Source organism: Baaleninema simplex PCC 7105 (assembly GCF_000332355.1).
Taxonomy (GTDB): Bacteria; Cyanobacteriota; Cyanobacteriia; order Cyanobacteriales; family Geitlerinemataceae; genus Baaleninema; species Baaleninema simplex.
Genome location: NZ_KB235958.1, coordinates 3,124,993 through 3,140,699 on the forward strand (window position 1 = coordinate 3,124,993; position 15,707 = coordinate 3,140,699).

Below are 15,707 nucleotides of genomic sequence, written 5' to 3' on the forward strand. Positions count from 1 at the left end.
CTTCTTCTGTGGCATTACGCCGGAGTTCTCGAGAAATTGTTCCTTTGTCTCGACCGAGACGACAAGCGATCTCTCCTCGCGAACAGTTTTCTTGAGTGAAGAGTTTATAGATCTCAACACGCTCAGATCGGGTAAGATGGTGATGGCTCATTGGTTCGATCTTCAATTAGGTAATTATTCATGAAAGATCGAAGTATAGCCGATGAGCCTTTATTCGTAAACCCACCGGTGTTGCATTTCATTTTTGAATCGGCGAACCTTTGGGAATAGAAACCAAACATCTTCTGATTTTTTGAACTCTTAGGACTTACGCAGTTCGACCGAAATTACACTAAATGGAGAGGTCTTGTAAATTCACAAAAGTGAGAGAAGTCTCTTCAAGAACCCCAGTATCTTCGAGATACCGGGGTTCTTGACTCCGAATCTTAACCAGTTGTCTGCGATCGCTCTTGACGGTTGAGTTTCAGCATATTGCAAAATAACGCCCCTTGCTCGATCGCGTCGTCCAAGGCAACATGAGTATGAGGTAGGCGATCGAACCAGGATTTCGGCATTTTTCCCTTCACAGAGGCTCGATACTCTCCCTTCAACATCGCCATCGCATAGGTTTTAATATCCAACGCCGAATGCGAAAAAGGACTTTCTCCGGCGAAGCGAATTAAATACCAATAGACGAACATAAAATCGTAGGCGGCGGGATATCCCACAAAAACCGGTTTTCCCGGTAACTGTTTCAACCAATCTCGATAGTTGGGAATCGCCACCTCTGGCGGTTGGCAATTTTTCCGACAGGCGTTCCACGCTTCGGGATTTTTCTCCCACCACGCCATCGTTTTCGCGTCGGGAACTGCATCGGGAAGGGTTTCTAAATTCACCGAAAATGTATCCACGAGTTCCTTGTCTGCGGTATACGCTGCCGACGCGACACTTAACATCGAAGAGATGCCGGGAATCGGTCCGTCGGCTTCGATGTCAGTACTCACGTAAATTTCAGGTTTTGGCATTGCTTTTGATTACAACATCGACTAAGAACCGCTACCGAGAATCACCAAACTGAGCAAGGTTCCACTATTCCACAAGCCATGCATTAACATCGCTGCCAACAGGTTTCGAGAGCGAGCGTAAATCACCCCTAAGACGATACCGAGGGTAGCTAACGGTAACACTTCCGAAACGCTTAAATGTGCCAGTGCGAACACTAAACTACTGATAACGATCGCCCCCCAAACCGGAACGTATTTCGTCAGAGACGGCAATAAAAATCCGCGAAAAATAAACTCTTCAAACACTGGCGCGAGAATCGAAGCCGTAATAAAAAAACAGGTGATCGCGATCCAATCTCCGCTTTTTAAAGCAATTTCCAAAATTGGGTTGCTTCCCCCTTTTCCATCCCAAATTTCTTGGTTGACTAACGAAACCCCCAACACCAAGGGAACCGCCGCTAAATAGCCCGCAAATCCCCATCCGATACCTTTTGGGACGCTGAATCGGAACCAATCAGGTTTTAAGGGGAAATAAGGTTTCAAGGACAAGTACAACACAGACAAAGCGGCGATCGCAGAAAGAAAATATCCCCCTAAAATCGAAACCGCTTGCCAACGACTGCCTAAATTTGACGGATCGATTCCGAACAGACCGTACACCAGGGGAAACAGAATACTTCCAGCGAAAACTTGACTGACAAAAAAGACAATAAAAAATCCGATGACGACAACCTGAGCGATAGTATCCCACTCCCATTCTACCGTCCAGCAAACGTCTTTGTTTTTAGCTAAAAGCGATTCGTCTCCTTTCACAATTCGCTGTCCGACGAGGAACAGTAACAGTCCCGTCCCTAACAGCAAACCAACCCCCGAAATCGCCGTCAACACGACCAGTTTGACAAGCGTTCGACGTGCCGCTTTTTGTTCGGTCTGGTTTAAAATCGCCAAGTCGTTCGGCTGGTTTTGCACCTGATAGAACTGTTCTAAGGCGCGATAGCGAAACCACCCACTTAATTGAGTTTGTAACTGTGCTTCGGCGTTGGGAACCACTTGCGGCGGTTGACGCCACAACCCAGCTAATACGAAGGCGGTCGTCGCGTTGTCAGAAAGGGGTTCGGACGGAACGTCGGGACTCGAGGTTGCATGGCGATCGATCGGGTTCGACCACAGTTGTAACGCATCGCTAACGCGATCGCGACTGGCCAGTAAAATACCGAGACGAACCTCTAACCGATCTCGCAACGCTTGTTGTTTGTCGATCGCCGACTGTAACTGCTGAACCCGAGACAGATTGCTCGGCGATAGGTTTTCGAGTTGCGAAAGTTGCAACTTCGTTTCTGTTTCGCTCAAACTCTCGCGAACGGTTTCGAGAGACTCGCGATATTGTTCGATCGCCGTTTTGTAAACGTCCTCGCCAATCAGTCCTCCCGGTAACTCCTCCATCTCCCATTCCTCTGGAGGCGTCCACTCCGCCGCCTGCAACGCGAGGTTGGTTTGCGCTAAATCCAGGCGACTTTGAATTTGCGGTTGTTGCCAACTTCCCAGCAACGCCAACCCCACCACGACAGCGGTAATCGCCGTCAGTATCGCCAAAACCAGTTGCTTGAAACTCATAGAAATGGTTCGTAAAATACTCGTTCCATCATCGCACCATCTCTTCCCCCGCACATCTTTCGATATGCTTTTCGATAGACGAAACACGCACGACTCCCACGCAATCTCGAGATTCTATGGCTCGTACCCCTAAACTTTGGTTCGATCGCGGCACTTTGTTGTTACACCCACCGCCACGGGGGAAAACTTGGATCGACTTCGCCACCTGGGACGATCGCGTGGAAAAATTTCGCATTCCCGCCATCGCCTACCGTCCCCTCGTAGAAACCTTGCGCGAAGCGGGAACGGTGTTTGAAGACGAAGCCAAAGGGTTCGTTCCTCTGGATTTGGTGTCGCGGTTAGAAATGACGCCGTATCCCCACCAAGAAGAGGCGTTAGAAGCCTGGAAACAGGCGGGACGTTGCGGTGTCGTGGTACTTCCCACCGCCGCCGGAAAAACCTATTTGGCGCAGTTGTGCATCGAACAAACACCGCGCAGTACCTTAATTGTGGTTCCCACGCTGGATTTGATGCACCAGTGGTACGCGCATTTGATGGCGGCGTTTCCCGAAACGGAAATCGGTTTGCTGGGTGGAGGATCTCACGATCGCACTCCGATTCTGGTTTCGACTTACGATAGTGCGGCGATTCACGCCGAACACATCGGCGATCGCTATGGATTTGTCATTTTCGATGAATGTCACCACCTCCCCACGGAGTTCTATCGCGTCATCGCCGAATATTCGATCGCGCCGTATCGCCTGGGGTTGACGGCGACGCCGGAACGTTCCGACGGAAAACACGACGATTTGAGAGATCTCATCGGCGAGGAAGTCTACCGCCGCCGTCCGGAAGATTTAGCCGGACATACCCTCGCCGAACATCGCATCGAACAAATTAAAGTCAAACTATCGGAGACCGAACGCCGAGAGTACGACGATGCGATCGCCGTTCGCAACGCGTTTTTGCAACAGGCGAAAGTCAATTTAAGCAGCTTGAAAGGTTGGCAAAATTTCGTCAAAGCCAGTGCGACATCCCCCCAAGGACGACGCGCCATGAAAGCGCACCACACCGCCAAAGCGATCGCCTTGGGAACCGAGGCCAAACTGCGCGTTCTCGCCGATCTCCTCGCCGAACATTACCCAGAACCGATCCTCATTTTCACCAACGACAACGCCACGGTGTATCGCATTTCCCAAGACTTTCTCATTCCCGCCATCACCCACCAAACTCCCGTCAAAGAACGTCACGAGGTTTTGTCGCGATTTCGCAGCGGTGAATATCGAACTCTCGCGGCTTCCCACGTCCTCAACGAAGGGGTAGACGTTCCCGAAGCCAGAATCGCAATTTTGCTCTCGGGAAGCGGTTCGACGCGGGAATACATCCAACGTCTCGGACGAGTGTTGCGAAAGGGAAAATCGAAGGACAAACAGGCCATTTTGTACGAAGTCGTGTCGGAAAATACCACCGAGGAACGTACTTCAAAACGCCGTCGCGGAAAGCCAAAACCCCAACCGTCGCCGAAACAGCCGCGTCAGTTAGAGTTGGTCTCCGATCCCAACGAACCGATTCCGTTATACGGTCGGCGATCGCGCCAAACGCAACGCGCTGCCGAATCTAAGGGACAATGGAATTCAGACTCTTATAATTCAGAGGAAGAATGACCGAAACACCGCAATTGCAAGATTTTAACCTGTTTCCCAAACACGTCGGTATTTGGGAAGGAACCTGGACGATTTGTGACGGGGAGGGAAACAAACTCCAACAATTTACCGCCGTGTTGGAACAGCGTATCGTCGATAACGAGTGGCGACAAACCAACCATCAAACTTACGCCGACGGCTCGACGGAAGTTCAGGAGTTTGTCGGTCGCGCGATCGGACATGGGGAGCTAGAAGTTAGTAGCCAAACTCCACCTTTTTCTAATTATAAAACGCTAGCAAAAGAGTTGGACGATCGCTTAATCTTATTTAAGATTTGGGAAAAAGAAACGAATGCACTGCGAGCGATCGAATTAATTCATTTGGTCGGTGAAGGATATCGTGTCCGCACGACTCAAAGTTTCACTTCCAAGGGAGAGTTGCAGGGCATCATGACGATCGTAGAAACCAAGCGTTAGTTTAGTAGGGTGGGCAATGCCCACCTTTTTTTTATCAAAAAAATATCACGCGAGGCGATACAAATTACTACAAAAACCATTTTTTTGATGAGTTAGGCGATCGTTTGAATTCAATCTCGCTAAATTATACAGAATCTGTTTCCGATAAGTTAGGTTTCAAGAAGTCTTCACCACATCCCCCCTTAGCCCCCTATCCCCCCTTAGCCCCCCTTTGAAAGGGGAGTTGGGGGGGGATGGTTGGGGGGATAGAGAGGGGCTTGTCTGACTGGGTAAAACCAGTGTTTGAGTCCTCGACTCCGCTCGGACTCAACGCTTCGACTTCGCTCAGCGTTGAGATTCGGATTCCGTATTATTTGTGTGTTGTGAATGCTCTCTATAGTAGTCCCAAATGAGTCGTCAAAAATTAAAACTCCATAAAAAATCTGATTCCCCGTTTCCAATTCCCTTTTTGTCTCAATTTTGTTATACAACTGATTTAGGGTTGCTATATAATTGAAATTGCTGTTTTACCGTGCTTTCGGGTTGCAGAATTTTACGACTAAGTCGAACTAGCTATATCGGTAGTTATTAGAAAAAACGATGTAATTCTTGAGGTTTATTTAAATTAACTCTAATTTTTAGACTCTAACTTTTAGACGGTGGGCATTGCCCACCCTACAGGAAACTCTAACTTTTAGACGGTGAGCATTGGCCACCCTACCGTTGTTTAAGTTTCAATAAAAATCACTCAAATTTTCAATCGATGTTTTTACAATAGAAGTAAAACGCTAAACCTAAAAACGCGATTTCTCAAGAGAGCGATCGCCTTAACAAATCTGGCATTGTCACCTTAAGTCAATGTCCGGAATTCGTATCCCACAGAACGAGGGAAGAGAAAGTCCCTTGTTGTGCCAACGAAACCGATAACCCAACAACCGGAAAATACCATGACGTTTACAGATATTATCACCGCCTCAGACTACGACTTCGCCATTGGCAGCGACGGCGACGACCTCATCACCTACGGACAAATTCCCAACAGCCAAAAAGATCTCCTGTTCAATTCCATCGGTATCGACGCCATTGCCTTAAAAGGTGGGAGCGATCGCTACGACGACGACGATACCAGCCGCATCACCTTCGGGAACGCCGGAAACGACACCCTCATGGGACACGGCGGCGCAGACACCATCCCCGCCGGACGCGATAACGACTCCGTCGAAGGTGGCAGTGGTGACGACTTCCTCTTCGGCAACCTCGGCGACGACGCCATGCGAGGCGGCGAGAACGACGATTCCATGTTCGGCGGTCGAGATAACGACGTTCTCCTCGGCGACAACGGCAACGATCTCGTGGCAGGCGAACGCGGTGACGACACGATCTCCGGCAGCTTGGGAACCGATACCCTTACCGGAGGATCGGGTGCCGATGTCTTCTTCCTCAGTCGCGACGGTATCACCTCCGACACTTCCCAAGCCGACCGACTGACGGACTTCAACGCCGCCGAAGGGGATAAAATCGCCTTTTCCGCGCAAGATATCTCGATTTCCGACCTTCTCACCTGGACGGACGGACGAATTACTCTTAAAACTGGCGAAGTTCTCGGCGTCGTCGAAACCGGACAACCCAGCTTCGACAGCTTTATCTTCCTCTCCGACGCCAACACCGACGACTGGTTGAGTCGCGTCAACCAATTCCGCAACCTCGCCGGACTGCCGAACGTCACCGAAAATCCCGACTGGAGTGCTGGCGGCGTCTTACACAGTCGCTATCTGGTGAAGAACGACACGCGAGGTCACACAGAAGACCCCAGCAATCCCTGGTATACCGTCGAAGGCGAAGCGGCCGGACAATCGGGGAACGTGACCACCAGTACCGCAACCAATCGCAGCGATGTCGCAGCTGTTGACGGGTGGATGAACGCACCGTTCCACGCCATCGGCATCATCGACCCGAGGTTAGAACGAGTGGGATTTGGCAGTTACAGCGAAGCGGACGGCGGCGTTCAGTCGGCAGCTACCCTCGACGTATTGCGCGGTCTCGACTTTAGTGCATCGGCGTCGTATCCCGTTGTCTGGCCGCAAGACGGTTCGACGTTGCCGCTTTCGGTTTACGACGGTGGTGAATATCCCGATCCTCTGGCGGGGTCTGGGTTCAGCGAACCGACGGGAACGCCGCTTTACGTGCAACTGGGATCGGGTAGCGTGACGCCAAACGTCACCGCTTCGTCGTTCAGTCAAAATAGCGTCGAACTCCCTCATATCGTCTTCGACGAAACCAACTATACGAACTCGGACATCACGGCACAGACGTTAGGACGAGATATCCTCGATTCTCGCGATGCGATCGTTCTGATTCCTCAAAACCCCCTCGAACCGGGAGAAACTTACACGGCCTCGATTACTGCCAACGGCGATACGACGACGTGGTCGTTTACCGTGCGCGAGTTGGACGAAGCGGCGTTGCTGCTGGGATAGGCGATCGCTTGACAATTTCTTTTTGTAGTATTAACGTAGTACGCAGATCGACAGAGTCCGATCCTCTTGTTGCCTAGTGATTCTTTTCCCTGTCTTCGATCGCTATTGACTAAGATCGAAGATGGGGAGTTTTGTAGTGCGAACGAACGCCCAAACCGTTAGCTAAAACACGATGCGATCGCACGCGATCGCCTCCGGTCGATATTTCGAACGCGTTATACATAAAACCCATGCCTTACCAACCTCTAAAATTCTCGACCCCGACCCCTATTTTATCTTGGGCAAAAGACGATCTCAGCTCCCAAGAAACTCAAATGGCGAAAAACGTCGCCGCCTTACCGTTCGTGTTCAAACACGTTGCGTTAATGCCGGACGTTCACCTTGGAAAAGGCGCGCTCGTGGGATCGGTTTTAGCAACCAAAGATGCCATTATTCCGGCTGCCGTCGGCGTCGATATCGGCTGCGGAATGGGAGCCGTCAAAACCCCGTTCGTCGCCGCACAACTCGAAGGCAAGCTCAAACAAATTCGCCGAGATATTGAAGCGGCGATTCCCGTCGGATTTAACGGTAACAAAGATATCGAAAAATCCGTCAACAACTGGCAGGGATGGCGCGAGTTCGATCGCTTGCATAAAGGCGTGCGAGATTTGAGCGACAAAGCCATGAAACAGATGGGTTCTCTCGGAGGAGGAAACCACTTCATCGAAGTTTGTCTCGATGCCGAAGAAAACGTCTGGTTGATGCTACATTCCGGTTCGCGAAATATCGGCAACCGCCTCGCACAGTGTCATATCAATACCGCTAAAGATCTGGCAAAACTGGCTCGCGAAAAGCTAGCCGATCCCGATTTAGCTTATTTCGTTATGGGAACGCCAGAATTTGAAGCCTACTGGCACGATTTGCAGTGGGCGCAACATTACGCGCGGTATAATCGCGACGTGATGATGGCACGGCTCAAACGAATTATTGAGAAGTACCTGTGCGGTGGAACTTCCATGAAGCCACTGCTGGAAGTGAACTGTCACCACAATTACGCCGAACGAGAAGTTCATTTTGGCGAGTCGGTATACGTGACGCGCAAAGGTGCAGTGAGAGCGCAACAAGGCGACTACGGTATTATTCCCGGTTCGATGGGAACGAAATCTTATATCGTCAAAGGAAAAGGCAACCTAGCCAGCTATTGTAGCTGTTCTCACGGTGCGGGGCGATCGATGTCGAGAAATCAAGCCAAAAAACGCTTTTCGATCGACGATTTGCTCGAGCAAACTCGGGGAGTCGAATGTCGTAAAGATAAAGGCGTTCTCGACGAAATCCCCAGTGCGTACAAACCCATTGATGAAGTCATGTCGCAACAGTCCGATTTAGTGGAAGTAGTGGCGACGCTCAAACAAGTGGTTTGCGTGAAGGGCTAATTTTTGCATCTCTCGTTCCCAGCTTCTAGCTGGGAATTTTTACGATTTGGATACATCTCTATTTTCTAGAATTCCCCCTCCACACCTCGTCGAACGTCCTTCAGCATCTCCCCATGAGTTCGGGAAAGATAGGTGAGGGTTCAACTATAAAACTGGGATGCACTTAACAGTTGACTTCACCAGCACTCTTAACTGAAATTTCAGTTTGTACGATCTGGGTGCATCTCAATGGATGTAAAAATATGAGTCTGGGGTAGGACTTCGGCTTCGCTAAGTCCAGGCCGCAGCTAAATCGAGTACTAAAGCTTGCATCCGATCGATGTACATTTTTGAGATGCACCCGTACGATCTAAGTATCGAACTGTTTGCTCAAACGATACCACTGAGTAGACGCGCTTTTTAAATCTCGAATAGTATATCGCTCGTTCCAGCGACAAGACAAACAATAAAATCCAAACCGTTTATTATATTCGTATTCAATATAGCGAATTTCAGAGTGAGAACAGGCCGGACAAAATCCACCGAGGATTGCGAGGGATAAAGACTTTTCTTTATTTAGATCGAACATTATTAAACTCCCCTCATTTATTTTAAATTGATTTTTTTACCGTTTTAATAATATATAGCAGTCCCAAGTGAGTCGCCAAAAACTAAAATACAAGAAAAAATATGATTCCTCGTTCCCGATACCCTTTTTGTTCCCTTTTTGTCTCAATTTTGTTATACAACTGATTTAGGGTTGTTATATCTTACAAGATTGTATAATTTATTTCTGAAATTCGATCGAAGTTTTGAGTTTTATTGAGATAAGTTTTGAATTTTTGGACATCGACAATTTTTAGATGCCGAGGTCAATCTTTACAGTAAAATATTTACACTACGATCGCAATAGATTTGATGTAACTTTGTTGCAAAATTGGTTAAGTGTTGTAAATCAACGCCAGCGCACGACTGTCAATTGAAGTCACTGCATTTTAGACGATCTTCACTCTCGCAGAAGCGATAAACTCGAGGGTTGCAGGAAGAAAGTCGTAAATCGATCGACTGCTATTTTGAGTCGTATGGCAAACCACAGTAGGCGATCGATAAAGCTCGAATTACACCTCTATATCGTTATATCTAAACCTATATATCTATCCTCGAACTCTGTCTGTACGATTACGTACTTAACTGGGTGTAGTCTTCCCCGAACCGAGCAAACGCTCGAACTCTCGCTGTACCACCCCATAACATTCACAAGCAGACGCTTCCAAACCCTGTCGATCGAGGATGGTAATTTTTCCCCGACTGTAGCGAATTAAACCTGCTTGTTGGAGCTTTCTCGCCGCTACAGTTACACCAGAACGTCGCGTACCGAGCATCGTTGCAATAAATTCTTGAGTGAGTAGCAATTCGTTTTGCTTGATACAATCTCGAACGGATAGGAGCCAACGCGCCAATCGTTTTTCAATGACGTGTCGGCGGTTACACACTGCATTTTGAGAGACTTGTGTAAATAGAGCTTGGGTATATAAAAGTAACGTCTGTTGTAACACGCCACCTCGATCGAACTCACGTTTGAGAAGATCGGCATTCAGTTTCCACGCATCACCAGCAATCTGAACGATCGCAATATTGGATGTAAATTTACCTCCTAAAAAAATCGGTAAACCTAAAGCCCCTTCCGAACCAACTAAACCAATTTCTGTGGTTGAACCGTCTAACATCACCGACACTAAAGAAATCATCGATTTGCTGGGAAAATAAACTTTTTGGATCGGTTCGTAGGCTTCGTAAAGAACTTCTCCAACTGCCAAATCGACATACTCTAAATGAGGTGCAATACGACGATATTCTTCAGAAGGTAATGCAGCTAAGATTTGGTTACTTAGGGTCACACACATAACTTCAGTTCGATTGTTTTCTTATCTTAATGTGCTGCTCGATACATCCTGGTTTTGAAAGGATCGAATTTTGCTTTCTGATAGTTCGAGTGAAATCCTACACCGATCTTGCTAATCTCACGCTCAAAGCGTAGCATTTCATGAATCAATTTAAAGTTTTGATAAATTTTTTTCGATTTAATTTTAGTCGAGACAATTCAAAACTTTAGCTAAAAAAAGAAATCGATCGGGTTACAATTTTAAGACTTGTGTGGTGATTAAAAGTCTATTATCAAATGCTATATTAGTATATTGTTCCATTTTCTAAAAAATAGAAAATTTACGACGCCGATCGACGACTCGATCGAGAATGCAAAACGATGGCACGACTTATCGAATAACATTAAGTTTCTAGGGAGCTTAATTCAATCTTGTTTTGTTCCTTTATTGTACCTAGATTCATATTTTTTATCTGTACGATATCGTACATAAGTAAATCGAACAAAAAAGAAATGAATTTTCAGAATCGTATAAATGGGGGTCTTCGGAGTTTGTGGTTATAAATGTATACCATAATACAAAAAATTGAAAATTCGAGAGCCAAAACCCTTGAAATCTCGTGAAGTTAGTTTTTCTGTCACCCTAAACTCCGAAGAGCCATAAATGGTTGCAATAATTTTATATCAGTTGTTGTAATTCGATAGAAAAATTGGGTGCATCTCATTTTTGTAAAAATATGACTTTGAGGTGATTTGTGTTTCGGTGTCGATCGACCCAACAATAGTTAAATTCAGTGTAGAGACGCCGATCTTATAAATTTACGTTGAAAAAAATCCGATCGAAATCAAATGGAATTAAGTAGGAATTACTGAGTAAAGCCAGAAGCTGAACTAGAAAAAGATTTCCGAATTTTCGGAATAAAAAAAAAGCACAAGACGGGGGCATCTCAAAAATGTAAATTCATCGGATACAAGCTGATACGGAATCCGAATTTCAACGCTTCGACTTCGCTCGGACTCAAACACTGGTTTTGCCCAACCTGACAAGTCTTTCTATTTTCCAACCCCCCAAAGGAGAGGGGGCTAAGGAGGGATGTGGTGAAGACTTCTTGAAACCTAGCTTATCGAAAAAGGATGGAGTATGATTCGTACTTTTTTGCCTCGGTCAGTATGTGCAACAACTAAAAGTTGTCCAAGCTGAGATACACCAATGATAACGTAGCGGTTTTCTCTGATGGAATGGTCAGGATCGGAGAAGGTTGCGGATAGCGGGTCATTAAAGACGGTTGCTGCTTCTGGGAAGGAAACACCATGCTTCTCAAAATTTAGTTCCGCTTTGTTTGGATTCCATTCAAATTCCATATAAAATACTTTCTGCGTGTTCCCTTATCCTGAAAATCATTTTTTCGGTCGTCTTTTGTAATGTGTTCTTGCAGAATGTCCATTTCAGCTATGTGTCTTAACATAAATATCCGAATCACCCAAAGTTGAGCATCGGGATGTCGATCGAATAGTTTATTAGTTGCGGGTACGGCAGTCTCATCGACCTCAAAATCTCCCGTTTCGATAGTGTCTGCAAACAATCTTGGCAACCTCACCAAAATCTCTCGAGAGTCCGCTTGGGTGCATCTCAAAAATGTAAATTCATCGAATTGGGCGCACTCAATTTCCAGATCCCCGGCATCTCCAAGATGCCGGGGATCTTATACCGGAAGTGCTAATCGGGAATTTTGCCACCCCAAAGTGATGTTTTTGCAAAAGTGAGATGCACCCGTAATCGACCTCAATCTCGTTAACGACCGCAACGACTCCCTTCGACAGTGCTGCCAAATTGCCAGCTTCCCATTTCTCGAAATACGAATCGACCAGACCGTTGAGGGTGACGATCCCATCGTTGACTGAAACGGGTCTTCGGAGTTTGAGGTGATAATAGTATAATAGAAAACAAATGCAGGCGGATCTAAAGATGAACTTTTTTGTAGAAGACTTAATCAACTTACCCAAAGTAAGAGTGAGAAGCGTGGTCAGGGAACGCGAAGCAATATTTTTGCAGCTAGGCTTTAGAGAAGAGGAAGTTGCCTGTCCTCATTGTGGCAAAAAGACGGGCGAACTTAACCAAACACGAACCGTTAGAGTTCGAGACTTGCCCATTTCGGGTCAACTCGTATATTTGCAAATACCACGGCGTCAGTTTTACTGTAAAAAATGCCAACAATACTTTACAGAAGAACTAGACTTTATTGAAACTGGTCGAAGGTTTACTAGGCGGTACGAAGAATATATTTACGAGCGAGTAATCGCTAGTAGCGTCGAGCAAGTTAAAAGAGAAGAAGACTTGTCTTGGCATCAGGTAAATGGAATTCATCAACAGGTATACGAACGCAAAAAAAAAGTAAATTGGGGACAAGTAAAAAGGTTGGGTTTGGACGAGATAGCAAAACATAAAGGTCACAAAAAATTTGTGACGGTAGTGAGCGATTTAGAGAAAGGAGAATTGATAGAAGTCATCGACTCTCACCAACAAGAAGAAATCGCTGAAGTTCTTCTACAGCAACCGTTAGAGGTCAGAGAGGCAGTCGAAGAAGTCAGTGTAGATATGTGGGGAGGATTTCCAAAGCTTATCGAAAAAGTGTTTCCCAATGCCCAAATTGTCGTCGATAGATTTCACGTTATGAAAGCGGTGAATGACAATCTAAATAAAATCCGAAAGCAGGTGAAGTTTAAAATCAAAATCAAAGGAGCAAAATGGTTATTGCTGAAAAACCAAAAAGACTTAAAAGAAGAGGGATTGGAAAAATTAGAGGCCGTTTTAAAACAGTCAAAACGTTTACGAAAAGCTTATCAGCTTAAAGAGGATTTTAGAGAAATTTATGAAACAACTCAAGACCCAGAGAGCGGAAAAAATAAATTTAAAGAATGGTTGTGTAAAGCACAGAGTATTTATGGTGATGCTGTCAAGACAATTCGCAATCATCTTAACACAATATGTAATTATTTCTTGAGCCGAACAACCAATGGTGTTATGGAGGGTATTAATAATCGTCTTAAACTGATAAAGCGTCAAGCTTATGGCTTTATAAATTTTGAAAATATGCGAATGCGCTTTCTGTCTTGCTTTACTTAATAAATTTTTCTTATCACCTTGTTTTGCGAAGACCCACTTGACAATTTCTCATCATCCGGCTCCTGGTCAGTCGTCTACATTAGACAGAAGTGATTCGTTACCTAATACACTTCCTTGGCTTGTTTGACGCTTTTTGAGTCCTTTTTATCCCACATTCAGATACCATAACATCCGATGTATTGGGCTTATAAAACTCTACTCAGTCGTAGCCTTCGACTGGCTCCGTCCTACGTGGGCTTATCTTCAGCATTACCCGAAGCGTTGGCTTTTTAGGACATCCTATTCCCACTTATCATGAGTCAAGGATTAAGTCACTGATGAATTAATTCATAGATAAGTGGGATTTCCCTGTTCCCTAATTTCATTTCACGACCGACTTAGAATCCAGCTATACACCGAGAGGACTTTCGACCTAAAAGATTTAAGGGGTGAAACTTAAATCTCACAGCGTCCTTCCTTTTGGCACAGTGGAAAAGTCTTAAAAAAGACTTTCAATCTTCAGACCAGCTTGACCCGTTCCCTGAAGTTAAACCGCTTCCACTGCCTTAGGTGACGATGCTTCATTCACTGATTCACACGGAGGTTATTCATATCGGTCTGACCTCGGCGGGATTAAGCAAGGTTGATTACTCGTCCTTGGTGTCGGTTTCACATTCAGGCAACCACTCCTGAATCTAATTACCGCCTTTTTCAGGGCTGCATTCGGCGCAAAAGATTCCACCCCAATACCTGCCCTGATGGTTCAATCTTTAGGCTAGACGGAGAGAATTTAACTCCCATTAAATTAGAGTTATTGAATTTCCAAGGTTCAATTCATCAGTTTCTACTTGAATGGCTTCCCCTGATGAAACAGGCCGCACTCACCCAACCTACTCCAGACTTATATTTTTACAAAAGTGAGATGCACCCAAGATCGGCGCGGGAAGATGCGCCAGCAAGTTGCCAGAAGTCAAAGAGTTTTGGAAAACCACCGCATAGATTGGTATAAGGGAGAAGAAAACTCGATCTGGACACCGAACAGTAACCACTCGACATCGGCGGCGAGAAAAGTTGCGGATGCTTTGGAGAAGGCGCAGAGGGAAGCTCAAGGTCTCCCAGCAGATAAAGCGCGTGCTAGAATTGTGGAAACACTGAGGCAAATGGGAGAAAAGTTTGCCGATGGAAGTATATCCGAGGATGATTAGAGGTATTAAGTTAAAATGGCTCTTGACTTTCACAAGTTTCAAGCAGATGTTAAGAGCGCTGCAAAGCGCACTTTTTTAAGGTTTCAACAGCGCGAGGGAATCGAAAAAATAGAGGGATATGCACTCTATACAGATTCATCTGTGATGACTCTATGCTCTGCTGTTAATACTGATTATCATCTTAAGTCTATGATAGACAGCGATCCTGACAAGGAGCCTGATGATGATGTTTACTATCGGTGGAGTACGGCAGACTGGTGCTTTGAGGCGGAGGATCGAAGAGAACTTGATGCAATATCTTTGACGTTAGCCAGAGAAGCGAGATTAGTTGTTGACTCGGAGGAGTTTGAAGCTTTCAGAGAAAATGTTTATGAAGCATGTGTGGGAGCCTTAGAATCCTTAGTCAATGAGGGTTTTTTTCAATCGCCGGGAAAAGATCCCGCCATTGCTTTTGCTGTTTCTGATACAGATTTAGGTGAGAAAGAGGTGGAGTGGATCGAGCGTCTTAACTCTCCTTCTGCGTCTAAAGAATTTGAACTTTGGTTTGAGAGTAATGCGTAGCCGTGAGGAGCTGCAAAATTCTGTGATAACTGAACTTACGTGATAAGGTTTTGAAGTTCATTTCTGCAATTACATTAAGTGAGAAAAATAGATAATCGTACCTGAAGGATATGAGGAGAAAGCCCTAGAAGAGGTGCTGAAAAATATTGAGGAAATCTCGGAGCAGAGGCTTTAGCAAATAGTGGAGCAGGCTAATACTCGAATTATGGCTGCGATTGAGGAAGTTTCTGGCTCAACAATGGAGCTGATGTCGGGTGCATCCCAATCTTGCAAGACTCAGTCTGAGAATTGATGGTTCAGGTAGGCACATCGGTGCTTTAGCACTTGTTGCACGTTGTCTTCGTGCCACTGAGCCCCTGAAATCTTAACCCGTCGCCCAATTTGCTTGACCGTTGACTCAATCTCACCCGAGCC

The 15,707-nt window shown here is 46.0% G+C and carries 13 protein-coding genes and 1 pseudogene; 7 read left to right on the forward strand and 7 right to left on the reverse strand.

Annotated features, from left to right (window positions below):
* The 3 genes from GEI7105_RS35055 to GEI7105_RS0115970 all read right to left on the reverse strand — a co-directional run.
* The coding region (locus GEI7105_RS35055; RefSeq protein ID WP_144053933.1) for a helix-turn-helix domain-containing protein at positions 1-151 on the reverse strand (151 nt) is incomplete at its 3' end.
* A 274-nt stretch (positions 152-425) separates the two neighbouring features.
* Positions 426-1,004 carry a 3'-5' exonuclease family protein gene (locus GEI7105_RS0115965; RefSeq protein WP_017661437.1) on the reverse strand — a complete coding sequence of 193 codons (579 nt, stop codon included), beginning with the start codon at positions 1,002-1,004 and terminating at the stop codon, positions 426-428.
* 21 nt (positions 1,005-1,025) lie between these two features.
* Entirely contained in the window at positions 1,026-2,597 is a 1,572-nt protein-coding gene (locus tag GEI7105_RS0115970) for a CPBP family intramembrane glutamic endopeptidase (RefSeq protein WP_017661438.1), read from the reverse strand.
* A gap of 116 nt (positions 2,598-2,713) precedes the next feature.
* Between GEI7105_RS0115970 and GEI7105_RS0115975 the strand changes: the two genes are divergently transcribed.
* The 4 genes from GEI7105_RS0115975 to GEI7105_RS0116000 all read left to right on the forward strand — a co-directional run bounded on the left by GEI7105_RS0115975 (position 2,714) and on the right by GEI7105_RS0116000 (position 8,563).
* Positions 2,714-4,240, forward strand: a complete 1,527-nt coding sequence (locus GEI7105_RS0115975) for a DEAD/DEAH box helicase (protein ID WP_017661439.1) — start codon at positions 2,714-2,716, stop codon at positions 4,238-4,240.
* Positions 4,237-4,695, forward strand: a complete 459-nt coding sequence (locus tag GEI7105_RS0115980; RefSeq protein WP_017661440.1) for a DUF3598 family protein — start codon at positions 4,237-4,239, stop codon at positions 4,693-4,695. The genes GEI7105_RS0115975 and GEI7105_RS0115980 overlap by 4 nt, the downstream gene beginning before the upstream one ends.
* Before the next feature lie 887 nt (positions 4,696-5,582).
* Positions 5,583-7,151, forward strand: coding sequence for a CAP domain-containing protein (locus GEI7105_RS33605; RefSeq protein ID WP_017661441.1), 1,569 nt, complete (start codon positions 5,583-5,585; stop codon positions 7,149-7,151).
* A gap of 230 nt (positions 7,152-7,381) precedes the next feature.
* Complete coding sequence (locus GEI7105_RS0116000; protein ID WP_017661443.1) at positions 7,382-8,563, forward strand: RtcB family protein; 1,182 nt, start codon at positions 7,382-7,384, stop codon at positions 8,561-8,563.
* A 1,166-nt stretch (positions 8,564-9,729) separates the two neighbouring features.
* Here GEI7105_RS0116000 and GEI7105_RS0116010 read toward each other — a convergent pair.
* From GEI7105_RS0116010 to GEI7105_RS41065, 3 genes are all read right to left on the reverse strand, one after another.
* A complete protein-coding gene (locus GEI7105_RS0116010) occupies positions 9,730-10,446 on the reverse strand; it encodes a Crp/Fnr family transcriptional regulator (protein WP_017661445.1) in 717 nt (238 codons plus the stop codon).
* Positions 10,447-11,540: 1,094 nt separating this feature from the next.
* The gene (locus GEI7105_RS35060; protein WP_071592022.1) at positions 11,541-11,786 is read right to left on the reverse strand and encodes a BrnT family toxin; all 246 of its coding nucleotides are present in this window, start codon (positions 11,784-11,786) and stop codon (positions 11,541-11,543) included.
* A 300-nt stretch (positions 11,787-12,086) separates the two neighbouring features.
* A complete protein-coding gene (locus tag GEI7105_RS41065) occupies positions 12,087-12,428 on the reverse strand; it encodes a BON domain-containing protein (protein WP_375339024.1) in 342 nt (113 codons plus the stop codon).
* On the opposite strand from GEI7105_RS41065, the gene GEI7105_RS0116020 reads away from it, so the two are divergent.
* The 3 genes from GEI7105_RS0116020 (at position 12,391) to GEI7105_RS0116030 (ending at position 15,293) form a co-directional block, all read left to right on the forward strand.
* Positions 12,391-13,548 (forward strand): ISL3 family transposase, encoded by a 1,158-nt coding sequence (locus tag GEI7105_RS0116020; RefSeq protein WP_026097647.1) that lies wholly within the window; start codon positions 12,391-12,393, stop codon positions 13,546-13,548. The genes GEI7105_RS41065 and GEI7105_RS0116020 overlap by 38 nt on opposite strands.
* Before the next feature lie 926 nt (positions 13,549-14,474).
* On the forward strand, positions 14,475-14,732 hold the full coding sequence (locus GEI7105_RS39490) for a hypothetical protein (protein WP_017661447.1): 258 nt from the start codon (positions 14,475-14,477) through the stop codon (positions 14,730-14,732).
* Positions 14,733-14,747: 15 nt separating this feature from the next.
* On the forward strand, positions 14,748-15,293 hold the full coding sequence (locus GEI7105_RS0116030) for a DUF4303 domain-containing protein (RefSeq protein ID WP_017661448.1): 546 nt from the start codon (positions 14,748-14,750) through the stop codon (positions 15,291-15,293).
* A 276-nt stretch (positions 15,294-15,569) separates the two neighbouring features.
* Here the strand turns inward: GEI7105_RS0116030 and GEI7105_RS37435 are convergent.
* Positions 15,570-15,707: pseudogene (locus GEI7105_RS37435) on the reverse strand (ISKra4 family transposase); the annotation flags it as partial.